This window comes from Aquirufa sp. Wall-65K1 (genome assembly GCF_054558475.1).
In genome coordinates this window covers 179,291-205,724 of record NZ_JBPXKD010000003.1, presented here as the reverse complement: position 1 = coordinate 205,724, position 26,434 = coordinate 179,291, and the positions used below count along the sequence as shown (strand labels likewise).

Genomic DNA, 26,434 nt, shown 5'->3' with positions numbered 1-26,434 from the left:
ACTACTGGGTATTTTTCAAAATTGATTTTGCTACATCTAAATCTTCTTGATCATCAATATCAATGGAATCTTTTGCTCCCATCACATAAGCTATTGTTTGCTTCGTCAGAAATGACTTGGTCTCTTTCAACCAGTCAACTTTAGCAATATAAATTGCTCCGTTTAGAGAATAAGTTTGGGGAAGATCTTGTCTACGCAAAGGAATACTGTCTTCGGAAAACAACGATTTCAATTTGCCTTCTTGAATTTCAAAAGACCAATATGGGGAATATTCATTTTCACAAACACTAACACAACATGAAGCATCCAATTCAAAAAATTGCTCAAATGCTTCGTCGATATGTTGGACCTTACGCAGTGGAGAGGTAGGCTGAAGCATGCAAACAATTTCATATTTTGCAAACTCAGGCTGACTTAAAACATCTAATATCACATCAATAGATAAGGTGTCATCCTGCGATAATTCTTTCGGACGAAGCCTATTGATAACTATCCCGTTTTTTTCAGCAACTTCTTTAATGGCTAAGTCATCTGTACTGACGAAAATTTCATTGATGTACTTGGACTTTTTTGCCTCATCGATAGTCCAATTAATCAAAGGCTTCCCTCCAAGATCAATGATATTTTTACCTGGAAGTCCTTTACTACCGCCTCGAGCGGGAATGATGGCTAATATTTTTTTCAAGACTTTACTCCAAATTGATTGACAAACGAAACCACCATTTTCTTAATGTACTCTAACTCAATGTTAGATAAGCTTGCCGAAGAAGGTAAACTAATTCCTCTCTGTGAAATATCAATTGAATTTTCAATTAAATGAGGCACAAATTGAGTGTAGGGAGGCATCATGTGCATTGGATAGAATACAGGTCGGGTTTCAATTCCTTTCTGATTCAAAAACTCAATCAATTGATCTCGAGTGAATGGAGCCTCTTTTTTCACTAGACATGTATAGAGCCAAAACGAATTTTTAGAATTTTTGTCATCAAAAGGGGTCTCAAAATAAGATAGGGAATTGAAAAGCGCATTATAAAATTTCGCATTCTGAATTTTAGATGAAACAAACTCGTCTAATCTTTCAAACTGCGCTACGCCTAATGCCGCCTGCAAATTCGTAATGCGATAATTGAATCCTACATAATCATGCCAATATCGTCTTGATTTGCTCATGCCATGATCTCTTAATAATGCCCCAAAATCAGCCGTAGCCTCATTTTTAAACACAATCATTCCTCCTTCACCTGTGGTAATTGTCTTGTTACCATAAAAACTAAAAGTAGCCACATCACCAAAAGTACCCACTGCCTTACCATGATAAGTACTCCCAAGAGCTTCAGCACAATCCTCAATGACATATAGGTTATACCTAGTAGCCAAGGACATTATATCATCCATTTCACAAGGCAACCCATATAAATGCACTGGCATAATTGCCTTGGTGCGTTCTGTAATTGATTTTTCAATTTTAGAAATATCTATATTCCAAGTTACAGGATCAATATCGACCAGTACTGGAATGGCCCCCGTGTAAAGTATGGCATTAACTGATGCGGCAAAAGTCAAGTCTGGCACAATTACCTCATCTCCAGGCCCAATTTTTAATGCTTCCAAAGCAAGATGTAAAGCCACTGTTCCATTACTAACGGCCAAAGATTTTCTGCCTTCATGATACTGGGAAAAAACCTCCTCAAATTTTTTAACGTACTTGCCTTGTGAGGAAACCCAATTCGTTTTAATGCATTCCGTCACGTAAGCAAGCTCATTTCCATTCAACAATGGGGTAGAAACTGATATTCTTCTAATTTTATTGGAAGAAGCATAATCCACTAACTTGTTCTTAAAGTCAACTAAAGGAATGATTTTTATCGTTTCATTTAAGTTGTTTAAAATTTCTGCGGCATCCGTTTCAACTGGCAAAGAAATAAACGATCTATTCATGATGACCGTAACTAAGACATCTAAACCTACTCCGCGCAATAAGGCTCGTCTAATGTCTCCGTCCGTTAAAACACCAATTAATTCAGAGTTTTCATTTACTACAAATAAAGTCCCTAAACCTGTTGCATCAATCGTAGAAAGGGCAACTTTTATATCACAGTTTTCCGTGATGGTAAGTTGGTTTACATCCATGTATTAATCAGTTTAATTTGAGATTCGATATCGAAAATTGATTGTGCCTTTACCTCTAAGACATGTATGATATCAGAGAAATTGGATATGTTTTTACGGAACCAATAATTTTGATCTAAAAGGTCATTTGAATCCTTCAGACCATCATTATCACTATGATGAATAGCTTTAATATATTTATTAAGCTTTTTAATTTCTTCATCTATGTCCTTGCTCAACGTCTGGCAACTAACTTTTAAATGCCCAGTATCTAGAAGTAAATGAAAATTAGATCTATTTACCCTCTCCAAAACCTCTATAATTTCCTCACTACAAGTACATAGTAAAGGATTTACATTTCCAACTAAATTAAATGGAGCTATTACATTATTTTCAATCAAAAAGTCAAGATTTAATTCAACTGCATAATTTAAAACCTCATGGATTGATTCAATAAAATAATCCATGTGTACTTCTTTATTAATTACACTATTAATCTCTATTTTCCTACCAAGTTCGTTGGGGTTAGGATCGATACAAAAACCCGCATGTGCTGAAAAAAATGGTGCATTGGCAAGTTTGGCCAATTGTAATCCTTTTTTACAATGATCAATTGATTTTTGCCGTATTTCTGGATTTGAACTTGCCAGATTTAAAACAAAGGGAATTTGGGGTGCTGGGAAATAATTATGTGGTATTTTTTCAATTGGCGCTTCTTGGTAGATTAACTCATTACCTTCATGAAAGGGAATCCCTGAACTAAATTCAATGGCCCAATTTTTCTCTTTGGCTATATTTATTAGCTCCTCAATGGTTAAATTTTTAAAGGCAAGAGTACTTATATATAATTTCATACCAATCTCAATTCCATTAAAAGTACATGCTCATTTAAATCTTCGTGCTCTGTAAAACCCACTTTTTTATACAAATTGATTGCCGCTAAATTGATTTTATCGACGGATAGATAAAGTAAGGGAATGTCCATTTTTCTTGCCGCTTCTATCAAGGAATTCATCATCATTAATCCAAAGCCCTTTCCTTTGGCTGACTCAATTAATGAAATCCCTAACCACACTTTATTATCCTCCCTTTCCAAATGACCATATCCAATAACTTGTTCATTTTCTTTTAGAACATACGTAATTAGATGATTTTGAATGGTATTGATACTCCTTTTTTGAAAGTACCTAAAAGTTTGAAGAGAAGAGCCAGCATTTGACAAGAATTGATTTAACAAATCAATATTTTCAACATTCAATGCTACTATTTCTATTCCTACCACTTGATGGAATTCATTTGAATGGGCTCATCCTTATTTATATCCATCAAGGCCACTTTACCCACAATTTCTCCGAGCATATTGGGCGACAAGCCGTTGGAAGGTCTTTTAAAGCCAAGATTATTTTTTTGAATCACATCGCCTTTCTTGATATTTGAAATGGCGACAATACTTCTTTTCATTCCTGCAGAATTGTCAATTTCTGCCTTACTCGGAATTTTTAATCCACTTCCTAATGCCAATTCTACATTTCTAATACCAATAACCAATTCCTTCAATTCATCTGGTTCAAGAGAGCAAGAATGGTCTGGACCTTCCATGTTTTTATCCAGTGTAAAATGTTTTTCCACAACCTCTGCACCAAGTGCAACAGAAGCAAGGCAGGCATAATTATTCTCTACATGATCTGAATACCCTACCCTTACTTTACAAGCATCCTTAATAGCCAACATAGCTAGCAAATTAGCATCTTCAATTTTAGAAGGATAGTTGGTGGTGCATTGCAAAACAATGATATCGTCATTCCCCTCATTTCTGATAGCCTGAACAGCTAAAAAAACATCCGACATGTTTGCCATACCTGTCGATATAATCATCCGCTTCATTTTTCTAGCGGCATATTGCAAAAAAGGAATCTCGGTTAATTGTCCCGATGCTATTTTAAAACTATCGATGTTAAGCGAATCAAGAAAATCAACATCTTCGAAATTATAAGGGGTAGACATAAAATCAATCCCCAATTTTTTACAATGATTGAGTAAAAGAGGGTAATCCTCCATTCTCAATTCCAACTTTTTTAACATTTCATACTGAGATTCATTGGAATCTGTTACCAGCAGTTGATAATTTGCTTTGGGAGAATTGAGCGTGACTATTTGCTCTGCTTTAAATGTTTGAAATTTTATGCAATCTACACCAGCTTCTTTCGCCTTATTGATTAATTCTATGGCTATATCAATATTTCCATTATGATTTACCCCAGCTTCGGCAATAATATATGTTTTCTTCATCATGCTAAAATGGTTGACTTTTTACTAGATCGTCATATACTGATTGTAATCCAGATTTCAATTGAATTTTAAATTGCCATCCTAAACTGTTAAGCTTTTGAACATCTAGCAATTTCCTAGGCGTGCCATCAGGTTTTGAATGATCAAATTCTAGATCTCCTTCATACCCAACCACCTCTTTTATCATGGCTGCCAGTTCAGAAATCGCAACATCTTCTCCGGTCCCGATATTGACAATACCTGCTTCATTATAATGTAATAATAGATACAAACAAGCATCTGCTAGGTCATCTACATGCAAAAATTCTCTCCTAGGCGAACCTGTTCCCCAAATAGTAACCTTGGGATCTTTATCGCGCTTAGCTGTCATAAATTTTCGCATCAAGGCAGGAAGCACATGACTATTATTTAGATCGTAATTATCATTAGGGCCATATAAATTGGTAGGCATGGCCGAAATGAAATTGCATCCATATTGGAAGCGATAACTCTGACACATTTCAATTCCCGCAATCTTTGCAATGGCATATGGTTGATTGGTGGGCTCCAAATAGCCACTCAATAAATACCCTTCTTTTAATGGCTGAGGAGCCATTTTCGGATAAATGCAGGATGATCCTAAAAACAATAATTTTTTTACCCCATGTACATAAGAAGCATGAATTACATTAGCTTCAATCATGAGATTATCATAAATGAATTCAGCTCGATACGTATTGTTTGAAAGAATACCCCCTACTTTAGCAGCTGCAAGGATGACATACTCTGGCTTTTGCTCTTCAAAAAACTCGTTGACCTTTTGCTGATTTCTTAGGTCTAATTCACTTGAAGTTCTAACTATAATTTGCTGGAATCCTTCTTTACGTAGTTTACGCTCTATAGAAGAGCCCACCATGCCTCTATGACCAACCACATAAATTTTGGAAGTTTTTTCCATGAAAATTAGAGATTATTTCTTTTAATGAAATCCTCCTTTTTAAATAATTGGATATCACTAGCTACCATCTCTTTCACTAAAGCCGGCAAGTCATATTTAGGCTTCCATCCCAATTTTTTCATGGCTTTGCTAGGATCTCCAATCAACAAATCTACTTCGGTAGGGCGGTAATATTTAGGATCTACTTTTACGATTACTTTCCCCACTTCCAGTGGATATTCCCCTTTATTACTTAGGATATAACCCTCCTCTGCTTCATTTTCCCCTCTAAAGCCTATTTCTATGCCTAACTCTGCAAAGCTCATTTTAACAAAATCTCTGATGGTCGTGGTAATTCCGGTAGCCAAAACAAAATCCTCTGGCTTTTCTTGTTGAAGAATCAAATACATTCCTTCGATATAATCTTTCGCATGCCCCCAATCCCTTTTGGCATCTAGATTTCCCAAATACAAGCAATCCTCCATCCCTAATACTATTTTAGCTGCAGCTCTGGTAATTTTTCTGGTCACAAAAGTTTCTCCTCGTTGCGGAGATTCATGATTGAATAAAATACCATTACATGCAAACATGTTATATGCCTCTCGGTAATTGACTGTAATCCAATAAGCATACAATTTTGCCACCGCATAAGGCGATCTAGGATAAAATGGAGTCGTTTCTGATTGAGGAACAGCCTGTACTAATCCGTACAATTCAGAAGTGGATGCTTGATAAATTTTCGTTTTTTGGGTTAATCCCAATAACCTAACCGCTTCTAAAATACGTAAGGTTCCTATTCCATCCGCATTGGCCGTATATTCTGGTTCTTCAAAACTTACTGCCACATGACTCATCGCTGCCAAATTATAAATTTCGTCTGGCTGAACTTCTTGAATGATTCGAATCAAGTTAGTGCTATCAGTAAGGTCACCATAATGTAAATGCAAATTTCTATCAGGTACATGGGAATCCTGATATAAATGATCTATTCTCTGTGTATTGATAGAAGAAGCCCGTCTTTTTATTCCGTGTACTTCATATCCTTTGCGAAGTAAAAACTCAGCAAGATAGGCTCCATCTTGTCCTGTAATACCTGTAATGATTGCTTTTTTCACTTTATACCAGTGTTATTGTTAGTAAATTTATTTAAGCAGCCAGGAGGAAGATTGAATCTTATTCCCAAGCCCATCTATTAGATCAATACCCAAGTCCTCACAAATGGACCTTTCTGGGATTGTATCATTATTTTGATCACCGCCATTCGCAAAAACCAGTTGAAACTCCTTTGCAAATTGATGATGAATCCATTTTAATGTGGTGATGACGGTACGGTCTTGATCAATAGATAAAAAACATCGATCTACCATTTTCAAATTCTCCACAATAAACAATCGCTCTTTTTCGTCTTGAAACTCCTTGCTTCCTTTTAAAGCTCTTTGAAAATCATTATTCACAATGACGAAAAGTAAATCGCCCTGTGCTTTAGCATGTTTAAAATACTCGATATGTCCCTTGTGAATAGGGTTAAAATACCCACTGACAATTATGACTCTTTTCTTCATCCCACCTACCTAATTTAACAAATGAAAATACGGCCCATTAAAATTGTCCAAGAAAGCATGTTGCTCTTGGCTAGCATACACCGCTACGCGTATTTTTTTCTGAGGAATAAGTCCCTCTGCCTTTTGAATTAATTGATACAAATAATCTTTATCGACATCACCTATCAACACTAAATCCACAAAAGGAGAATCTTTCCCTTCTGCCAAATCTCCAGTCAAATAAACCTTCTCCACATTCCCCAATTTATCTATGACCTGCTCTATGATTTGATCCAATCCTACAAATTGCATGATGATTCCCCGCAAAGAACTGAACATAGGGTGCGTTGTATTTACCGAATAATGTTTCACCTTGGAGTTTTCTGGATCTACCTGAACTTTAATCAGGTGCATTTCATTCAATTTATTCAATTCCAAACGTACGGTATTACTGCTCACGCCCAACTCCCTTTCTAAACCACGTAAGTAAACCTTACTTGCTGGGTTAAGCAGGAGTTTGGTCAATAGCTTGACACGAATTTTACCTGAAAAAATGGAGTCTAATTGCAAAGGAAAAGGAATGGCTTGCTACGGCTTCGCCCACCTGACTCACATATTAAGTGAGCAGACTGATACAAAATTGAGTAACAAAAATATACATTTTAGATTAAATAGGGAAATAAAATTTATTTTGTGGTAATAAATTCAATAAAAGCCTCCACAGGCTTCAAATTCCTTATATTTGTGGCTTACAATGAACCATGAAGCGATTATTTGATTTACTCTTAGCCATCATTTTGAGCCTAATTTTGGCAATTCCTGCTATCATCATTGCTTTGTTGGTCCGATTTACCTCTTCTGGCCCCATCATTTATTGGTCCACTCGCATGGGTAAAAACAATGTCACTTTCCCCATGCCTAAGTTTAGAACCATGCTGACCCATACCCCTGTGGTGGCCACCCATTTATTAACCAATCCTGATCAATTTCTAACGCCCATTGGTTCTTTTCTCAGAAAATCGAGTTTAGATGAAATCCCCCAGTTGTGGTGTATATTAAATGGCGATATGTCCTTCGTTGGTCCACGTCCATCACTACCAAGCCAAACCGATCTTAATACCGCAAGAACCGAAGCATCTGTTCATACATTGGTTCCTGGTTTAACCGGCTGGGCCCAAGTGAATGGCCGGGATGAAATTCCAAATGAACAAAAAGTGGCTTTCGACGCCGAATACCTTCAAAGACAATCCTTTTTCTTTGACCTGAAAATCATGTGTTTAACTGCTTGGAAGGTGGTGAAACGGGATGGGGTGGCTCATTAGATTTAGTGTTTAGGTATTAGTGATTAGTGGGATATATCATGTTTATGATAATCTGCTAATTTGCCATTTAATTTGGAGATTTATTATGAGATTTGATGATTAAAAACCTGTTTAATAAATTCCTAATTGAAACATCCTCCTATTCTTCCATTCTAAGCCTTATTATAAAAAACAGTCATACTATTTTGTACCTCTACAAGCCGACCCTTTATGTTGCCTAAAAAGAAATGGACGCTGTTGCCTCCTCCAGAAAAAGAAGCATTACAACAGCTTTCTCAAGAATTAAGTACCGTTAAAAATCCTTTTTTCTTACAATTACTATTATCCAGGGGCATAAAAAGTTTTGACCAAGCCAAGGCATTTATGTTGCCTGAAATATCATTGATTCATGATCCATTCCTCATGAAAGATATGGATAAGGCCGTAGAGCGTTTAGGCCTAGCCTTGGAAACAGGTGAGAAAATATTGATTTATGGTGATTATGATGTAGACGGGACCACTTCTGTCGCTTTGGTTTATGGATATCTAAGTGAAATTCTTGGGGCGGATTGCGACTATTACATTCCCGACCGATACACAGAGGGCTATGGTGTCTCTCAAGCTGGTGTTCAATATGCCAAAGACAATGACTACAGTCTAATTATTTCATTGGACTGTGGTATCAAAGCTCATGAAAGAGTCGCTTGGTGCAATGAACAAGGTATCGATTTTATCGTTTGTGATCACCATTTACCCGAGGAGCAACTACCTGAGGCATTGGCTGTTTTGGATCCAAAAAGGAAAGATTGTCCCTACCCATTCAAGGAATTAACGGGTTGCGGGGTTGGATTTAAACTCCTACAAGCTTTCATTGAAGCCAATTTTTTAGAACCTGAACCACTCTGGGAACGTATCGATTTATTGGCTTGTAGTATAGCGGCTGACATGGTTCCCATCACAGGCGAGAACCGAATATTTACATATTTTGGACTAGAAAAACTAAGCAACAATGCTTCTCCAGGATTAGCCTTTTTACTTCAAAACGCAGGAAGAACTGCTCCCATTCAAGTTACAGATATCGTATTTTCTATTTCTCCGGTCATTAATGCAGCCGGTAGAATGGACCATGCACATGGTGCCGTTAAATTATTGTTGGCATCTGATACACTAGAAGCAAGCCAATTAGCCGAGGCTGTTTTGAAACAAAATCAAAGTCGGAAAGAAGTAGAAAAAGAAATTGTTCAACAAGCCTTAGAAATCTTCCAGCAAGATGCATTTTTACCAACTGCCTTTTCTACGGTACTATTTCATGCTTCTTGGCACAAAGGTGTAGTGGGCATTGTGGCAAGTAAACTACAAGAGCATTATTACCGTCCGACCATCATTTTAACAGAATCAAATGGTCATTTAGTTGGTTCAGCCCGTTCTGTCAAAGGTTTTGACATTCATGCTGCACTAGAATCTTGCGCGGATTTATTGGTTCAGTTCGGAGGACATACCCATGCAGCAGGCTTACATCTTAAACCAGAAGATTTACCGGCCTTTATTCAGCGGTTCGATGAATTAGTTAAAATAGGTCTAACAGAAAATCCACCTCAAGCCGAATTATTAATAGATATGGAAGTTCCACTTTCTGCTCTCAATCTGGCTTTTCACGATAAATTATTAATCCGACTTTCTCCTTTCGGACCTGGAAATATGATTCCGCTTTTTCAAAGCAACCAACTTTTTCAAAGTGCCCCTCCGACGATTATGAAGGAAGCACATCTGAAATTATTTGTCCAAGATAAACCCGAAAATCCAGTGATGGAGGTAATCGCTTTTAACTTACGAGCGGATTTTTACGAAGGTTTAATGGATGCCTATTTAAATCAGAAGCCCATTTCATTGGTCTATCACTTGGAGGTGAATGAGTTTAGAGGCAATCGAAAATTACAGTTGAGAGCTTTGGATATGGCGTAATGGTGGCTTCGAGAACCTCAGGTACGGTGGCTTCGAGAACCTCAGCCACCTAAATAACAATTTTCACTCCGCAATAATGGTGACTTCGAGGGCCTCAGCCACCATGATATTTATATTTAAATGGTTTAAGAATTTTATGAAGTGTAGTTAACCATTCGATTTAGCATATCCGTGGTATGTGGCACTTCGCTGGCTGAGGCACTCGAAGCCAGCCTACTTTACCAATATTCGACATTACAAATGTCGAATAGCAGAATATGTGGCACTTCGCTGGCTGAGGCACTCGAAGCCAGCCTACTTTACCAATATTCGACATTACAAATGTCGAATAGCAGAATTCCTCTCTGTTGGCTTCGAGAGCCTCAGCCAACAGAGAGCTGATGATTGTCATTTTTAATTATTTCACCTTCACTTAGTTTTGAATGAAAGGATTCAAATATGGAAAGAAAGACAATCATTTGGTTCAGTAGATTCTCCTTATTTATCATCTACTTCTGGTTTGGTGCACTAAAAGTTATTGGGATTTCGCCTGCAGAAAAATTAGTCGAACATCTGTATGAAGCGACCCTACATCAAACATTAGGCTTAGATACTTTCTCCTTTTATTTTGGATTTATTGAATGTGCTTTAGGCCTAATTTGGCTATTCCCAGCACTCACTTCCTGGGCATTTTACGCGCTGATATTGCACCTCATCGCGACTTTTCTTCCTACCATTTTTCTTCCAAATGACACTTGGCAATTCATTTTTACGCCAACTTTAATAGGACAATACATCATCAAAAACCTGGCACTTTTATCAACTGCTTGGTTTGTTCGTGAGGCTCATACGGTGACTTCGAGTGCCTCAGTCACCGTATAATAACCATGTTGGTAAAATTCAAAGTTATTGTTGAAAGGTACAGCTAATGTACGGTTACTTCGAGAACCTCAGCCACTGTATAATAACCATATTGGTAAATTTCAAAGTTATTGTTGAAAGGCACAGCTAATGTACGGTTACTTCGAGAACCTCAGCCACCGTGGAATAACCTTGTCCTTATAATTCAAAAGTGCCTAAGATACACGAAGTCTCCGTGTAATAACTATCTGATTAAACTTACAAGGTGACCGAGGTTCTCGAAGTCACCGTATAATAATCAAAGGTGGCTTCGAGAGCCTCAGCCACCTTTGAATATATCAATCATCATCCTGATCCTTTTTCTTTACCGGAAAGATAAAGGCGGCTCTTTTAGGTCCAGGAAAAGGAATATTTCCCTTCAATCCATGCCACAATACTCGATTAAATGCCACATCATTATTGGCATCCTCTTTTTCAAAATTAAATAGCTCCGATTGTCTTTGCCATTCATTACGAACCACATTTTTCTCCAATAAATTAATTTGAGGAATTATCGCTTTAAACTCGAAGGGCTTAGCTACAGCATCAAAACTTCTCCACATGGGCATCGCTGCTGCATCATACTGAGTCATAGGAGGTAAACCCAAAATCAACTCCATCGTTCGTAACATAGAGCTCGTAGTATACATGGTATGGTCTACAAAATTCCTTTTCACAAAACCTCCTGCTACATAGGCTGTACTGCGATGTGCATCCACATGATCAGCCCCATTTTGGGCATCATCTTCTAAGATAAATACAGCAGTTTCATTCCAAATCGGACTTTTTGCTAAAGTTTCAATCAATTGACCTACCGCTAAATCATTGTCGGCCACATGTGCATAGGGTGTCGGTCTACCAATACGTAACCCTTCTGTATGATCATTTCCCAAACGTAAAGAATTAAAACGAGGCACTCGATTCTCCTTGACCATTTGCTCAAATTCCTTCTTCCAAATGGCTAAGCGAGTCGTGTCTTGAATAGCTAAATTGTAACTCGGGAAAGTTGGATGAAAGCGATTATTCAATACGGGAATATTGGCCTTGCCATTGGTAACAAACTCCCCATATGTTCGAAAGCTTATACCATATCGATTGCATTGATCCCAGATGTAGCCATTTTTATTTTGAGATACATTACGCTCAGCTTCCCCATAAATTCCTCCGCCTCGGCCACCGTAACTTGTTGGCCAACTTTTCTCCATATAATCAGTAGCATAAGCACCCATAGTCCAATGGTGGCCATCCGCACTTACTTCGGCATCCACATAAAAGTTATCCAATAGCACAAATGATTCTGCAATGGCATGTTGATTCGGCGTATATTTTTTCCCAAAAAGCAATAAAGTTGTATCCCCGTTGCCTCCTTTGACATCTGCCAAAACCTGATCATAGGTTCTATTTTCCTTAATGACATAAAACACATATTTAATGGGAGAAACTTGACCCGCTTTCATAGGAATTGGGAAACCCGGAGCCTGCTTATCTGCTATATCAGACTTTTCTGGCCGATAAGCTGAATTTTGATAGGCCGCCTTCGTATAAACAGGTAATTCTTGAGGCCTAGGACTAGGAATAACACTCATCGTTCCTTTAAACATAGAGCCAATGTATTGCACTTCTTTAGGGGCATTAGAATCCCCAGCGTGTAAATTCACTTCTTCTCCTTTTCGAATAGGTCTTGGACCATAAGGATTAGCCATGGATGTATTCCCTTTTCCATTGATGACCCAGATTTGATTTTGAATCACTTTAACATTACTGGGATACCAACCCACAGGAATAAAACCTTTAGCTTGACTTTTTCCAGGAATACTAACATCAAATACCGCCAAGCAATTATTATCCGCATTGGCAATGTAGAGGTATTTGCTTTTAGAATCTATGGCCAAACCATTGGTCGTAGATCCAGCTGGAGAATTGGGATATAAAGCCACATCCAAGGTCTCTATTACCTTCTGTGTCTTTAAATCAATTACGGAAACACTATTGTCATTCGCATTACAAACCATCAATGTTTTTCCATTGGGATGGAGCACCATTTCATTGGGATTATCCCCCACTTCGATTGACTTTTTCCATAGGTTCGTCTTTAAATCAAATACCAAAACTTGGTTGCACCCCCAGCAAGAAATATAAAGTTCATTATTAGATGGACTTAACAAACACATATAGGCTTCTCCATCCATGCCAAATTGCTTAATGACTTGATTACTTTTGGCATCTAGAATATATAAACTTCGATTATCGCGTGTAACCACATACAAGCGTTGACGGGCATCATCAAAAGCTAATCCCGATGGCGCAATTCGATTGGGCCATGCATCTCCTAATTTGATCTCACCTAATAAACTTAGTTTCCCTCCTGAAACCCCCAGCCTTAATATTTTATTATCATGCCCCCCTGAAACAAATAATTGGGAATCGTCCGAATTAAATGCTAATCCATACCAAGCCTTGGCCACGGTCATGGAATCAACCACTTGTTGTTTAGCGATATCAACAAGATAAACACTGTGTTTACTTTGCCCATTATTTGTCACCGCGGCCCATTTTTTGGAATGACTAATGGCCATATTAAGCGGCAAGTCGCCCAATGGAAATGATTTACCAGCTGGGCTTAATTTCCATCCGTTAGGTAAGGAAACGGTAGCACCTATATGCTGTGAATATGAGAGAAAAGAAAAGCAGCAAATGCCTAGTAAAAAACAGAGCTTTTTCATGGTTCAAAGGAGGTTTAGATTGGCAAGTTAAGGGAAGTCCTTAGCAATACCAATAAGCATACATAAACTGTTTGTTAAATATGCCTATACTCCTCTAAATCAAGCTATAAGCTTATACGAACAAAGGCTCCAGTATTCAATTTTTCGGCTTTGAACGGTCCATAATAGTCGAAGTTCATACCAATACCATACGTAAACTTTTGGCGACTTATTCCAGCTCGGAATGTATAACCACTTCGGGCATGAATTCCTCCATCCAACACTTGATTATATAAAATTTGGGCTCTGGTGTAAAGCCTCGTTTTAGGACTCAAGGAAGGCTTGTATTCCACTAAGCTTACCACTTCCATATTGGTGGTTGGTAAAAGACAGATATTAGGAGACACCAAAAGTAACCAGGTAGGATTAGCTTTAAAGTATTGAACACCCAATATGGGCACTAGTCCTAATTTAAAATGCCACTGTGCTCCTGCACTAGCCTTGAAATTATTACCTAATTCGTAGTTTATGGAATTCACTACCACAATCTCCGTTTCTTCATTTTTATTATGATAATCCACTGCCCCATTCGTCACATTAAAAAATGAGAATTTTCCTTTGGCATCGATGGGTTTATTGAGAATCAATTGAAAATTCATACGATTATTTCCAAACATCACTTCAACCGGGATAGGTGCTGGTGGAGGGCCAGCTTGCTGAGCAAATAAGGATGTAACGCTAAATAGAAGTGTACTTCCCAAAATTAAAAGGCTATTTTTCATGGCGACAAAGATAAAAGGGATTTTTTGACAACAAACCTTATTTTGCGCAGAGTCAAGCATAAAGCGACAAAAGCCCTAAATCTTCAGGATGAAAATAGTTCAACTAGTTAAAAAACATCTCGTCGACCAAAAATAAGGCTCGCTTATCTTTAGCAGGATGCCATCCAGGAATCTTCTCTAATGGCTTCACCACTATTTTGATATATTTAACGCTTGAGGCCTTAAATTTTGTCCCAATTAATGGCAGCGTATGAGTGAAATTTTCCTTTGGAATGGCTGGTTTAAACTTGGATAATAACTTCCATTGGTTTTCTAACGTTGCTCCCCAAACTTCTACTAATTCTGGGGGGAAAATCCCTGTTTGTGTTTCCACCATGATTCTTAACTCCACAGAGGACAAGGAAATGGCTTGCTTAAACATAGAAACTAAAACCAAATCATTATTTCTTACGCCTGCCCAATTATTTGCCCAAGCAGGGCTGTTGGCATTAAATGATCCTAATCTACCATCAAAAAAAGTCTTGGCTCCAGCAGCTTGATGAACCCGATTAAGTGGAGTCAATAATACCGAACTATCTGGCCTAAAATGACCCCGATAAAAATCAAAAATGGCTTCGTCACTACCTATCCAGCCTGCTTTAAACGCCCTCGCTCGAATGGATGTATTCTGATTCAAGCGTAAATTACCTACAAAAATAGGTGATTGGGCACTATCAGGGACACTTCCATCCGTTGTATATCGGATTTCAACTCCTTTGATAGGGTGTCCCAATTGGGCCACAATAAACTCATCAAAAATGGTCGATGGGTTTTTAACTTGTGGTGGATTCAATTTTAATGGATTGCTACCATCATCTTGAAAACCGCCTATTACCTGAATGCCTCTCAGCTGTTTTTGAAGCAATGAAATATCTTCTCGACTTAATCCTGCATCCCAAACATAAACCTTTTTTAAGCTAGATATAGATTTCAAGGCTGAAGACAATCCAGCTGCTTTTAACTTGGTTCCAGAAAGGGATAAGACCATCAATTCCTTCATTCCTGCTAATTCCTTCAAGCCAGCTTCCGTAACATCCGTAAAGTTCAAATTCAAGGTGTGCAGATGTTCAAAGACTTTCACAAATGCCAAATCGGTATTTTGAACAGGCATTTTAGCGAGACTTAAGGTAACTACTTGTTCTTTGATCTCTGTAAGCTCCTCTAATTTTTGGGCTTTATATTGAGCCTTATTAAAAAAATTAACCGATAAAGCTGGCGAATCTTTGGCAAATAACATTATGGTTCGATACTCATTGGAAAGCTTTTGAATAGTCTCTTCATCTGCTTCTGGGAAATCATACACTTCTTCTTGCGGGCCAGCCGAAGCAAGAAGTTTAGTTGAAAATATCCGTAAAGAATCATTGGAGGCTAAATCCACCACTTTTTTAGTGAAGGAGGCTTTTTCCTTAACCCACCAAGTTAATAATTGCAATTCATCATCGCTTAACTGTGGCCTCCCGATTGGCGGCATATGTTTTTTGTCGTCTATGGACAAATGGGCACGCTGAATCAATAAACTCAATTCCGGCTTTCCGGCTACCCAAAGTGGTCCTGTTTTACCTCCCATAGCCATGGACTTCGCATCCGTTAATAAAAGCTCTCCTTTGATTTTATCTGGATTATGGCAAGCCACACATTTCTTTTCTAGAATAGGTTGTATTACATCTTGAAATACGACTGCTTCTTCCAAGGGCACTGATTGACTTTTAATCAAAGGCTCTAGGACAAAGTTTCCTCCGTGAGTAAGATTCCCTCCAAAATGGCCCACTAAAACGAGCAGCAAAGCCATACCAATCGAAGTACTCTTGGCTATATTGGCTTGATACCAATTCTTATTTCGAATCCAATATATCAGAGCTGCCAACACATAGGTGCTTACACCCAACCAGCGATGCCAATATAAATCTCCTCCTCCATAGCCAGGCTCTTTGGCAAGGAAAATACCCATAATAACCGTTATTCCAGCACTTAAGGCCCCAACAAGCAGCAGGTATTCTGTCAACTGAAGATAGGTCTTGTTTTCATGTAAGCTAGCTTGAAAACGGAAAAATTCCATGAACATAGCCAGTAATAACAAGACAATGGGGAAATGCAGAAGAAGTGTGTGCAGTCGACCGATTGGTTGCAAATACACCGGGATTTTTAATTCACTTTCGAATACCAGTAAAAAGCCTACAAAGAAAAAAGAGGCTAATAATATCTGTTCAAATATACCGGTAAGCTTACTGTTCTTCATATAAAGCACTTAACTAATGATATCTCGAACCACTTTTCCTGATACATCAGTTAAACGGAACCTACGACCCATATGTTTATAGACTAATTTTTCATGATCTAAGCCCAATTGATTCAATACAGTTGCTTGAAAATCATGTACATGGACTGGATTTTTTTGAACGTTATAGCCCAATTCGTCCGTTTCACCATATACCATACCAGGCTTAATGCCACCGCCGGCCATCCAAATACTGAAACAACGTGGATGGTGATCTCGACCATAATTTTCAATAGTCAATTTACCTTGACTGTAGCAAGTACGGCCAAACTCTCCGCCCCAAATGACTAATGTTTCATCCAACAATCCTCGTTGCTTTAAATCAGTAATTAAGGCTGCAGATGCTTGATCTGTATCTTTCGCCTGACTTTGAATTTCAAAAGGCAGATTTCCATGTTGATCCCAACCTTGGTGATATAACTGTACAAAACGTACCCCATTTTCAGAGAGTTTTCTAGCTAAAAGGCAGTTCGCCGCAAAGGTTCCAGGAACCAAACAATCTGGACCGTATAATTTGATGATATCATCCGACTCTTTCGACAAATCCATCACCTCAGGAACGGCGGTTTGCATGCGGTAAGCCATTTCATACTGCTTGACTTTGGCAGAAATTTCTGGATCTCCAAACTCTTGGTATGACAAATCATTGAGTTCCGCTAAATGGTCTAGCATCTCTCTTCTTTCTTTGCGACCCATACCTTCTGGATCTCTCAGGTATAAAACAGGATCCTCTCCTTTGCTAAATTGTACTCCTTGGTGAATGGAGTCTAAGAAACCATTGGACCACAATTTTGAATATACCCCTTGCCCATTACCAATGCCACGTGAAAGTAATACAGTAAAGTCAGGTAAATTTTTATTCTCGTTTCCTAAACCATAACTCAACCAGGAACCCATACTAGGACGGTTTCCCTGCTGAGAACCCGTCTGAAAAAAGGTCAAGGCAGGGTCATGGTTGATAGCTTCCGTATACATGGACCGTATGATGCAAATATCATCTACAATCTTAGATGTATAAGGCATAATATCACTTATCCAGGCTCCCGATTGTCCATATTGTTTGAAATTTGTAAAGGAAGGCGCCAAAGGAAAACTTGCCTGATTGGCCGTCATTCCCGTCAAACGCTGCGAACCTCGTACAGAAGCAGGAAGATCTAAACCCATCATATCACAAAGTTTGGGCTTGTAATCAAAAGTCTCTAACTGAGAGGGTGCCCCATTTTGAAATAGGTAAATTACCCGTTTTGCTTTCGGGGCAAAATGAGGAATACCGGGTGTAAAATCTGCTCCATCTTGGTCGCCACCATTTAATAAACTAGGGACCAAAAGGGAGCCCAAGGCCACACTTCCTAGCCCTAGACTCATCGTAGATAAGAATCTTCTCCGATTAAAACTTAGCCCGTGTTCTAATATCTCTTTTTCTAACATCAGCTTAGGTTCTAGTAATGGTTTCCTCTAAATTATAAATGGTATTAACCACACGCATTAAGGCCGCTAAAAGTTGTCTATCTACTTGATTAGGAATAGGATATTCCCCCACAGCCAATATTTTATTGGCTTGTTTCAAATTGATTTTCTTCAACTCTTTGCTATAATAAGTGGTCAAAATAGTCAATTCCTTTTCCGTAGGTTTTCGACAAACAATCAATCGGAATGCTTTTTTGATTTTATCAGGAACCTGATTATTTTCTTGTAAAAGCTTAGCTGCTAAAACTCGTGAAGCTTCCAGCACGGTCGGGTCATTCATCATAACCAAAGCCTGTAAAGGGGTATTGGTTTTCAACCTTCTTACCTCACAAACATCGCGATTACTCGCATCAAAAATACTCATGGTGGGAGGAGGAACTGTTCTTTTAATTAAGGTATACATTCCCCGACGGTACAAACTAGCCCCATGGTCTTGAACATACATAGACAATAAACCGCGGCCTGATGTAGCACCCTCCCATAATCCAGGTGGTTGATATGGCTTCACACTAGGTCCACCTACCTGAGGTACTAACAAACCACTGCTAGACAAAACCACATCGCGAATGAATTCAGCATTGATACGTGAACGAGAAGAACGAGACAAATAGATGTTCTCTGGATCTTTGGCTAATTTTTCTGGGCTGAGTTTGGCTGACTGACGATAAGTGGCTGACATCACCATTTGCTTGACTAGGCGTTTGATATTCCAGCCATGCTCCATGAAGTCTACTGCCAACCAATCCAATAAGGCTGGATTAGTAGGTAATTCTCCTTGCATACCAAAATCTCCCGCCGTTTTAACAATACCCTTACCAAAAAACTCCTGCCACATTTGATTCACAAAAACGCGTGATGTTAAAGGATTTTTTCTGTCAAATAACCATTTGGTTAAACCAAGCCTATTCTTAGGCAAATTTTTAGCAAATGGCAAAATAACACTCGGCATGGCTGGTTGAACCACATCGCCAGGGGCATCATAATTTCCCCTTTTTAAAATAGTGCTGACACGTGGGGTATCTAAATCACTCATAACCGACACGATCAATCGCGATGTATCCTGTTTATTGATAAACTTCAAAATCCCTTTGACATCTTCATTACTGATTTCCATCAAAGGCTTTTTGGCATAGGTTTCTGGACCACCTATCACCGACTCTATCCCTACTTCCTTTACATTATTAAAAAAGGCAAATGTCTGGTAATAATCTTTCTGTGTAATGGGGTCATATTTATGGTCATGACAACGAGCACATTCCATGGTCACCCCTAAAAATGCTTTTCCAAATAAATCGCTTCGGTCGGCCACATAACTGACCCGATATTCCTCTTGAATGACGCCCCCTTCTTCCGTAATTTTATGATTACGGTTAAAACCCGTGGCCAATAATTGCTCCTTAGCTTGCGCAGGATTAGAAGTTGGTACTAAATCCCCTGCCAATTGCCACGTAACAAACTGACTGTAAGGAATATTTTTGTTGAGTGCATGAATGACCCAATCTCTCCAAGGCCATTGAGTACGATAGCCATCATCTTGATAACCATGTGAGTCGGCATAGCGCGCTAAGTCCAACCAATACACCGCCATCTTTTCACCATAACTTGGATTTCGCAATAACTCATCCACCATTTTTTCATAGGCCTTGGGTGAATTATCCGCCAAAAAACGATCCATTTGTCTAATGCTTGGAGGTAAGCCATTAAGATCCAACGCGACCCGCTTCAATAAACGCTCTTTGTCGGCTTCCTCATTCGGGCTTAGGTCTTTTTGCTCCATTTTATGAAGCACAAAATAATCAATCTCATTTTTTACCCAGTCCTTCTGATCTACCTCGGGAAGTGTGGGTTTTTTAGGCGCCACAAATGCCCAATGTTTTTCGTATTTGGCACCTTGCTTAATCCATTTTTCTATTAAGTCTATTTCCCTTGCAGAAAGCTTCAGATGCGATGCTTTAGGGGGCATCATTTTGATGGTATCCTCGGTAGTGATACGAAGAAAAACTTCCGATAATTCTGGTTTTCCAGGTACTAAAGCATAAGCATTCGGATGCTCTTTTAATGCCTTAAATACACTAACGGAATCGTCTAGTCGTAAACCGGCTTCTCGTTTGTTGGCATCTGGTCCGTGACAAGCAGAGCATTTATCAGAAAGAATAGGCCGTATATCAAAATTATAACTGACCAATTCGGGTATTGGCTCTTCCTTTACTTGAGAAGCGCTACTTGAAGAGCATGCATCTAAAGTCAGAACAAAACCAAGTGCCAAACAATACGTATAAAAAAGGTAAATTCCTTTCATTAGGCTTTTATCAATAAATCTTTGACTACTTGACCTTTACCATCAGGTGTCGTGTAGAAAGGTCTTTTTTCAATTTCATACTGTGTATCAGGTTTGATTCCCAAAGCATGGTACATTGTTTGGTGAATTCCCGCAATTTTCACTGGATTTTCAATGGTTTTACATGGCCTTTCATCGGCTGTTTTACCATAAACATGTCCTCGTTTAATGCCTCCTCCAAACATCAGAATAGAGCAACCATCTGTAAAGTGACGATGCATTCCATAAAACTTCATATCATTCAGAATTTCTGGCTGATTCACTTGTTCTTTCACGGTTTGATCAGGGCGCCCTTCTACCATCATATCTCTACTGAACTCTGATGCCACAATGACTAAAGTTCTATCTAAATGGCCGGTTTTATCCAAATCTTTGATCAATTGAGATATAGGTCCATCAATTTGTTTTTTCATACCCGCCATGCGCGTATGGCCATTTTCATGGGTGTCAAAACCAAAGAATGGTTCGTATTCAGTGGTCACTGAAATAAAGCGAGCTCCTTGTTCCGTTAATCGACGAGCCAAAAGACATCCTAAACCAAAACGGCCTGTATTGTAAATATCATAGCTTTCTTTGGGTTCAGAGCTTAAATTAAAGGCCTTAGATTCTGGAGAATTCAATAAAATATAAGCCTGCTCCATAGAACGGCGAAGAGATTCTTTTTGATAATCACTGCCAAAATCTCCAAAAGGACTCTTGCTGATTAAATCATTGTATAACTTATTTCTGCTTTCAAAACGCTTCATGTTCATTCCTACAGGAGGGCGAACGCTGTCCAATCCCTGACTTGGATCTGGGATGAAAAATGGACCAAACTCATTTCCTAAAAATCCTGCCGAATGAAAAGCTTTTAATTCCTCCCCCTCACCTACGGTGAATCGCTGTCCAATGTCAATAAACGCTGGAATTACTGGATTTTTAGGGCCTAATTCTTTGGCTATCCAAGCTCCCATGTGCGGAGCCGCTACCGTTTGAGGTGGTTCATAGCAAGTATGCCAATTGTACTGATGGCGCGTGTGTAAGATGTGACCTAAGTCGGCAGCTACATAAGAACGGATTAAGGTTCCTTTGTCCATAACACTTCCTATTCCTTCCAAACCTTCTGAAAAATGAATGCCATCCAGCTTAGTAGGTACCGATTTAAATGTACTTAAAACCCGATTCCCCTCCATACCTTTTTCATAGGGAGTATATCGTTTGGGATCAAAGGTTTCCGTATGAGCCATTCCACCCGCCATCCAAAGTAAGATAACGGTATCCGCCGTAGCGGCCCTTTGGGCAATTGGATTATTAGAACCTGCGAGCAAACTTGCCATAGGCGAGTTCATTCCCATAGCTGCCAAAGTGGCCATGCTCGTATTCTGTAAAAATTCCCTTCTGTTGTAATTCGTCTTCATATACAAAAATACACGATATTCTAATTCAAAACTTAGATAATTAATTGAAATTCAGGAAGTAGGGTAATAGCCCAAACAAAATCCTGAACACCTTCTACTGTAGGCTTTTTGCCCAAGTACCTAATAGCCAATTCCATCTCGCGAGGACTCGGATTACGACCCAATGCCTGACGATACAAGGTATTTACCAAAGCGTCACTGGTAGCATATTTAGCAACCCAAATCTTAGCGCCCGTATTTAAGGTATAATTAAATTTAACACCATTCGTCAATTCCAAAGCTTGTAATAAGTTAGCTTGTGAGGTTCTACTGGTAGAAACCGTCTCCCGGTTAGGTCTTCCTAAAGCCGTTAAGAATGGATCGTTTTTAACCAAAGCTGCCCGAGCAAAAGGAATTTCTTTCTTGATATCAGCTGGTAACATTTTTACAGCTAGAGCAGAATCTGAATATAAGGGGAAGAACGATTGACTCACGGCATCAGCAAATTGTTCCGCTGTTAAGCGTCTTTTCGTCATTCCTTTAAAGACATAATTGGAAGCTGTCAACATGGATACTTCTTTGAATCCAACCGTCGGCAATTGATAGGTTTTAGACGTCAAAATCTGATACATTAAACGCTTCATATCTGAACCATTATTGGCAAAATCATAGGCTAAGTAATCCAACAAATCCTGGCTCCATGGTTCATTATCCATCACATCCACTGGCTCCACAATTCCTCTTCCCATCAATTGAGCCCATACCCGATTCACCAAAGTACGGTAAAGGCGGCCATTTTTCTTCTGAACTAAAATATCCGCTAATTGCACTAAACGATCAGCTGTAATCGGGGTTTCTTTAATTTTACCTAAAGAATTATACAAAACACCTCGCCCAGCCATGCGGCCTGTAGGTAAGTCGCATTTATGAATTTCTAAGGTTTGATCCGCAAAAACATTGGCAAAGGCATAAGCATCATCCAATTTCCAATCACTGATAAAACTGTCGTGGCAGGAAGCACATTTTAAATTTAATCCTAAAAATACTTGAGCTACGTTTTGAGCAGCCTGCATCTCGGTACTTTGGCTAGAGTTGATGGTTCCTCTCCATTTAATTCCCTTAATAAACCCTTCAGACTCTTTGTTTGGACTGATTAATTCCTTGACAAATTGCTCATAAGGTTTATTGTTTTTCAATGAACCATAAAGCCATTTGGAGATGGCAAATCGGCCACCCGTGATATAACCGGTTCCTGTATAATCATTCCGCAAAGCATCATTCCAGAAACTAAACCAATGCTGGGCATAAGCAGAATTATCGTTCAGTAAAGATTGAACTAATTGCTCCCTTTTGTTTGGACGCTTATCTGTGATGAAATTTTGGATTGCTTGTGGAGAAGGTAATAAACCTTGAACATCTAGATAAACCCGACGGATGTAGGTAGCATCATCCACTGGTTTTTTCCAAGCAATTTTATTTTTCTTGAAATATTGATCCACGAATAAATCAATGGGCTGCTGAGCCTGGGCATTAGCCGCAGGTAAATTAGGTAAACGAGGCTCCAAGGCAGCTACTCGATACAAACTTTTTTCTGGACCAGTTGGCCAAGGAGCACCTTGTTTAATCCAAAATTCGAGTAAGGCAATGTCTTCCTTGGTTAAACGCTTTCCTTTAGTAGGCATGGCATCATCATGACCTTCCGGCAATTTAACCCGACGAATGATATCACTTTTCTCTGGATAACCAGCTACTAAAATAGGCCCGTTTTCACCCCCTTTAAACAGAAATTCTTTTTTGTCTAAACGAAGTTTTCCTTTGGTTTTGGTAGCATTATGGCAACTGTAACAATTATGGGCTAAGATGGTTCGAACTTTTATGTTCAATTCATCTACTTGATTCGCATTTAAAATTTGTGCTGCTGGACTTACTGTAGCACTTTCTACTTCTTGAAAAGCAGCAGGAACAGGTCCAGTAGGTAGGTCATTGGAAACTGATAAATCTGTTTCTTCAGGCAAAGCTAATGGACGAGTGGTGTTGGGAGAATTAGGCCAAGGAGCGCCCTGCTTAATCCATGTTTCCAATACTTCAATTTCTGCTTTGGTCAGGCGCTTACCCTTGGTAGGCATAGCGTCATCATGACTAGCTGGTAATTTGATGCGATGAATGATATCGCTTTTTTCTGGATGGCCGATAATCAAGGCCTTTCCATTTTCTCCCCCTTTTAAGACGTATTTTAATTCGTCAAGACGAAGTTTCCCTTTTACTTTTTTGGTACCATGACAACTGGTACAATGTTTTGTCAAAATACTTCTAGCCTCTATGGCTAAAGCTTCTTTCTGATCGACGTTGATGTCGCCTTGTAATTTTTTAACATCTATTTTAGGGGCTACCGAAGTAGAATCTTTGGCTATTTCAGGATTCCAAACAGAACTCAAATAATCGTCACCATGGGTTAACATGGCTCCATAATGTCCGGCAAAAGTTACGCCAAACACGGAAAGGATTAACAAGGCCCGATAGGATTTGGTCTCATCCGCTTTAAAAGCTAATAAGGCCAAAGCTGCCAACACGAGGGTTGCAATACCCGACCATTGGTGCCAGACCACAGTATTACCTGCATAATCATCTTGATTGGCTAGTATCAAGCCGAAAGTCACTGCCAATAGGGCAGAAATACTTACGACCCAAAGCATCAAATGAATGGCTGGTTTAAATTGATTGGATGATTGCTTCCAAGAAATGGCTTCAAGCAGCAATACTACCCATAATAAACTTAGGGGGAAGTGAACAATCAGTGGGTGTAATCGACCCAAAAAGGTAATAAATTCAGTACTATTTTGCACAGAAATGTTTGTTATAATAGGTTTAAATCTTTGTGTTGCCGAGGCTTGGAGAGCAAGTCCAAGCACTCGGCAATTTTACAAAGATTAATCTAAATAAAAAATCCCTTAGTTATACCCTGGGTTTTGGGTTAATTTACTGTTAATCAAAATTTGAGGAGCAGGAATAGGTAAGTAATATTCAAAATCAGAATATACATAATCCAAAGCGTTGAAGGCAATTCCTCCTCTTGAAACGGTAGGATTTGCTTTTTCTCTAGCTCCATGAGCATTCATAAATGCCGTCAATTCAGAAGGAGTCATGGTTCTTTGTAAATCAAACCAGCGGTGATTTTCAAAGGCTAATTCCACACGACGCTCTTGCATGATAGCTGCACGTAAACCTTCTTTGGATAAACCTGCCAATTCAGCCAATCCAGCTCTTTTTCTTACGGCATTCACATACCCTAATGCTTCGGCTGTTGGTCCAGCTGATTCATTGATTGATTCAGCTAACATCAATAATGCATCGGCATAACGCAATACCGGCCAGTTATTATCCGAGCGACCAGAAATGGTGTGCGGATATTGGTATTTAGCTACGAATGGAATACCAACAAAAGTACCGTTCAAGGTATATCCTGTTTTCAAGGAAATATCTTTACGCAAGTCTCCCGCCTCATAGGCGTTGATCATATCACGAGTAGGAATATTTCTACCACTTGGCGTAGTATTTGCGTATCCAGTTACAGCACCTTGAGATAAACGAGGAGCAAACACATAAACAAAGTTACTTTGCTCACCTAAGTCGTTACCTCCTTGATATTGAACTTCAAAGATGGACTCAGGCCCATTTTTCTTAGCTGGGTCAAAGTTGTCTTTGTAATTCGCATTCAAAGAATACCCTAAGCTCAAAACATCTTTTAAGGTAGTAGCTGCAGCTGTATAGTTCTTTCTAGTTAAATATACTTTTCCTAGCAATGCCACGGCAGCTCCTTTGGTCGCCTTTCCTCTTCCTGAAGCAGGATATGAAGCAGGTAATAACTTCACTGCATCACCCAAGTCTGTTTCAATCTGCTTGTAAACCTCAGCTTGAGGAGAACGAACTAAATTAAATGACTCATTAGGATTTGATAAAGTCTTCGTTGCTAAAACCACATCACCAAAATAACGCGTTAAGTTGAAATAATGGTAAGCACGTAAGAATTTCAATTGACCTTCAATCGCTCCCTTAGCCGTTGCATCAATAGTAGAAGCAGCTAATTTTTCCAAAGCATAATTGATGTTGTACATCGTTGCATAATGGTTATTCCAAAGCGTATTGATTTCTCCATTTCCTTGGTTAACCGTTGAGAATTCAAATGCCTCCCAACCAGCTGCACCTCCACGATCCAATGGATTGAAGTCTAGCGTGGTATTGTCTGACATAAATTCCTGCTGAATATAGGCCGAGTTGGTGATCGTTTGCAATTGACCATATATTCCATTCAAAGCTTGATTGAATTGAGTTTCGTTTTGATAAAACAAATCTCGACCAATCCTCGTAGGGTCTGTTGTCTTCAAAAAGTCTTCTTGACAAGAAAACTGAATGAAGCAAAAGGATAATAATATTGAAGCTGTTATTTTTTTCATTTCTGTA

At 38.9% G+C, this 26,434-nt stretch carries 20 protein-coding genes; 3 read left to right on the top strand and 17 right to left on the bottom strand.

The features are described from left to right. Nucleotide 1: 1 nt before the first annotated feature. Genes ACST15_RS06185 through ACST15_RS06145 form a run of 9 tightly spaced genes read right to left on the bottom strand, consistent with a single transcriptional unit; the run spans nt 2 to nt 7,380 of the window. The gene (locus ACST15_RS06185) at nt 2–685 is read right to left on the bottom strand and encodes an acylneuraminate cytidylyltransferase family protein (RefSeq protein ID WP_459453822.1); all 684 of its coding nucleotides are present in this window, start codon (nt 683–685) and stop codon (nt 2–4) included. Next, nucleotides 682–2,130 carry an aminotransferase class I/II-fold pyridoxal phosphate-dependent enzyme gene (locus ACST15_RS06180; protein ID WP_459453821.1) on the bottom strand — a complete coding sequence of 483 codons (1,449 nt, stop codon included), beginning with the start codon at nt 2,128–2,130 and terminating at the stop codon, nt 682–684. The genes ACST15_RS06185 and ACST15_RS06180 overlap by 4 nt, the downstream gene beginning before the upstream one ends. After that, a complete protein-coding gene (locus ACST15_RS06175; protein ID WP_459453820.1) occupies nt 2,121–2,963 on the bottom strand; it encodes a sugar phosphate isomerase/epimerase family protein in 843 nt (280 codons plus the stop codon). The genes ACST15_RS06180 and ACST15_RS06175 overlap by 10 nt, the downstream gene beginning before the upstream one ends. Next, nucleotides 2,960–3,391, bottom strand: coding sequence for an N-acetyltransferase family protein (locus tag ACST15_RS06170; RefSeq protein ID WP_459453819.1), 432 nt, complete (start codon nt 3,389–3,391; stop codon nt 2,960–2,962). Before ACST15_RS06170 ends, ACST15_RS06175 begins: the two co-directional genes overlap by 4 nt. Further along, nucleotides 3,385–4,401 (bottom strand): N-acetylneuraminate synthase, encoded by a 1,017-nt coding sequence (neuB, locus tag ACST15_RS06165; protein WP_459453818.1) that lies wholly within the window; start codon nt 4,399–4,401, stop codon nt 3,385–3,387. The genes ACST15_RS06170 and neuB overlap by 7 nt, the downstream gene beginning before the upstream one ends. 1 nt (nt 4,402) lies before the next feature. Then, nucleotides 4,403–5,335, bottom strand: a complete 933-nt coding sequence (locus ACST15_RS06160; RefSeq protein ID WP_459453817.1) for a GDP-L-fucose synthase family protein — start codon at nt 5,333–5,335, stop codon at nt 4,403–4,405. 5 nt (nt 5,336–5,340) lie between these two features. Further along, nucleotides 5,341–6,429: a GDP-mannose 4,6-dehydratase gene (gene gmd / locus ACST15_RS06155; RefSeq protein ID WP_459453816.1), complete on the bottom strand. Its 1,089-nt coding sequence runs from the start codon at nt 6,427–6,429 to the stop codon at nt 5,341–5,343. A gap of 27 nt (nt 6,430–6,456) precedes the next feature. Next, the gene (locus tag ACST15_RS06150) at nt 6,457–6,876 is read right to left on the bottom strand and encodes an adenylyltransferase/cytidyltransferase family protein (RefSeq protein WP_459453815.1); all 420 of its coding nucleotides are present in this window, start codon (nt 6,874–6,876) and stop codon (nt 6,457–6,459) included. A gap of 9 nt (nt 6,877–6,885) precedes the next feature. Continuing rightward, complete coding sequence (locus ACST15_RS06145) at nt 6,886–7,380, bottom strand: ArsR family transcriptional regulator (protein ID WP_459453814.1); 495 nt, start codon at nt 7,378–7,380, stop codon at nt 6,886–6,888. 236 nt (nt 7,381–7,616) lie between these two features. On the opposite strand from ACST15_RS06145, the gene ACST15_RS06140 reads away from it, so the two are divergent. The 3 genes from ACST15_RS06140 to ACST15_RS06130 all read left to right on the top strand — a co-directional run bounded on the left by ACST15_RS06140 (nt 7,617) and on the right by ACST15_RS06130 (nt 10,979). Further along, nucleotides 7,617–8,177, top strand: a complete 561-nt coding sequence (locus ACST15_RS06140) for a sugar transferase (RefSeq protein ID WP_459453813.1) — start codon at nt 7,617–7,619, stop codon at nt 8,175–8,177. Between the two features lie 210 nt (nt 8,178–8,387). After that, entirely contained in the window at nt 8,388–10,118 is a 1,731-nt protein-coding gene (gene recJ, locus ACST15_RS06135; RefSeq protein WP_459453812.1) for a single-stranded-DNA-specific exonuclease RecJ, read from the top strand. 438 nt (nt 10,119–10,556) lie between these two features. Continuing rightward, on the top strand, nt 10,557–10,979 hold the full coding sequence (locus tag ACST15_RS06130) for a hypothetical protein (RefSeq protein ID WP_459453811.1): 423 nt from the start codon (nt 10,557–10,559) through the stop codon (nt 10,977–10,979). A 317-nt stretch (nt 10,980–11,296) separates the two neighbouring features. Here the strand turns inward: ACST15_RS06130 and ACST15_RS06125 are convergent, their stop codons facing one another. From ACST15_RS06125 to ACST15_RS06090, 8 genes are all read right to left on the bottom strand, one after another. Further along, nucleotides 11,297–13,720: a bifunctional YncE family protein/alkaline phosphatase family protein gene (locus ACST15_RS06125; RefSeq protein ID WP_459453810.1), complete on the bottom strand. Its 2,424-nt coding sequence runs from the start codon at nt 13,718–13,720 to the stop codon at nt 11,297–11,299. A gap of 104 nt (nt 13,721–13,824) precedes the next feature. Next, a complete protein-coding gene (locus ACST15_RS06120; protein ID WP_459453809.1) occupies nt 13,825–14,481 on the bottom strand; it encodes a hypothetical protein in 657 nt (218 codons plus the stop codon). 103 nt (nt 14,482–14,584) lie between these two features. Further along, nucleotides 14,585–16,756, bottom strand: a complete 2,172-nt coding sequence (locus tag ACST15_RS06115) for a c-type cytochrome domain-containing protein (protein ID WP_459453808.1) — start codon at nt 16,754–16,756, stop codon at nt 14,585–14,587. Nucleotides 16,757–16,765: 9 nt separating this feature from the next. Then, a complete protein-coding gene (locus ACST15_RS06110; RefSeq protein WP_459453807.1) occupies nt 16,766–18,223 on the bottom strand; it encodes a DUF1501 domain-containing protein in 1,458 nt (485 codons plus the stop codon). Between the two features lie 4 nt (nt 18,224–18,227). Beyond that, nucleotides 18,228–20,561, bottom strand: coding sequence for a PSD1 and planctomycete cytochrome C domain-containing protein (locus ACST15_RS06105; protein ID WP_459453806.1), 2,334 nt, complete (start codon nt 20,559–20,561; stop codon nt 18,228–18,230). Further along, nucleotides 20,561–21,997, bottom strand: a complete 1,437-nt coding sequence (locus tag ACST15_RS06100; RefSeq protein ID WP_459453805.1) for a DUF1501 domain-containing protein — start codon at nt 21,995–21,997, stop codon at nt 20,561–20,563. Before ACST15_RS06100 ends, ACST15_RS06105 begins: the two co-directional genes overlap by 1 nt. Before the next feature lie 32 nt (nt 21,998–22,029). Then, nucleotides 22,030–24,819 (bottom strand): DUF1549 domain-containing protein, encoded by a 2,790-nt coding sequence (locus ACST15_RS06095; protein WP_459453804.1) that lies wholly within the window; start codon nt 24,817–24,819, stop codon nt 22,030–22,032. Between the two features lie 105 nt (nt 24,820–24,924). Further along, on the bottom strand, nt 24,925–26,427 hold the full coding sequence (locus ACST15_RS06090; RefSeq protein WP_459453803.1) for a RagB/SusD family nutrient uptake outer membrane protein: 1,503 nt from the start codon (nt 26,425–26,427) through the stop codon (nt 24,925–24,927). Nucleotides 26,428–26,434: the final 7 nt, after the last annotated feature.

Excerpts from the sequence above, each read along its gene's own strand:
- ACST15_RS06180 (WP_459453821.1), bottom strand. The coding sequence starts at position 2,130 with ATGGATGTAAACCAACTTACCATCACGGAAAACTGTGATATAAAAGTT.
- ACST15_RS06150 (WP_459453815.1), bottom strand. The coding sequence starts at position 6,876 with ATGAAGAAAAGAGTCATAATTGTCAGTGGGTATTTTAACCCTATTCAC.
- ACST15_RS06140 (WP_459453813.1), top strand. The coding sequence starts at position 7,617 with ATGAAGCGATTATTTGATTTACTCTTAGCCATCATTTTGAGCCTAATT.
- ACST15_RS06160 (WP_459453817.1), bottom strand. The coding sequence starts at position 5,335 with ATGGAAAAAACTTCCAAAATTTATGTGGTTGGTCATAGAGGCATGGTG.
- ACST15_RS06120 (WP_459453809.1), bottom strand. The coding sequence starts at position 14,481 with ATGAAAAATAGCCTTTTAATTTTGGGAAGTACACTTCTATTTAGCGTT.
- ACST15_RS06125 (WP_459453810.1), bottom strand. The coding sequence starts at position 13,720 with ATGAAAAAGCTCTGTTTTTTACTAGGCATTTGCTGCTTTTCTTTTCTC.
- ACST15_RS06110 (WP_459453807.1), bottom strand. The coding sequence starts at position 18,223 with ATGTTAGAAAAAGAGATATTAGAACACGGGCTAAGTTTTAATCGGAGA.
- ACST15_RS06090 (WP_459453803.1), bottom strand. The coding sequence starts at position 26,427 with ATGAAAAAAATAACAGCTTCAATATTATTATCCTTTTGCTTCATTCAG.
- ACST15_RS06130 (WP_459453811.1), top strand. The coding sequence starts at position 10,557 with ATGGAAAGAAAGACAATCATTTGGTTCAGTAGATTCTCCTTATTTATC.
- ACST15_RS06100 (WP_459453805.1), bottom strand. The coding sequence starts at position 21,997 with ATGAAGACGAATTACAACAGAAGGGAATTTTTACAGAATACGAGCATG.
- ACST15_RS06175 (WP_459453820.1), bottom strand. The coding sequence starts at position 2,963 with ATGAAATTATATATAAGTACTCTTGCCTTTAAAAATTTAACCATTGAG.
- neuB (WP_459453818.1), bottom strand. The coding sequence starts at position 4,401 with ATGATGAAGAAAACATATATTATTGCCGAAGCTGGGGTAAATCATAAT.
- ACST15_RS06105 (WP_459453806.1), bottom strand. The coding sequence starts at position 20,561 with ATGAAAGGAATTTACCTTTTTTATACGTATTGTTTGGCACTTGGTTTT.
- ACST15_RS06115 (WP_459453808.1), bottom strand. The coding sequence starts at position 16,756 with ATGAAGAACAGTAAGCTTACCGGTATATTTGAACAGATATTATTAGCC.
- recJ (WP_459453812.1), top strand. The coding sequence starts at position 8,388 with ATGTTGCCTAAAAAGAAATGGACGCTGTTGCCTCCTCCAGAAAAAGAA.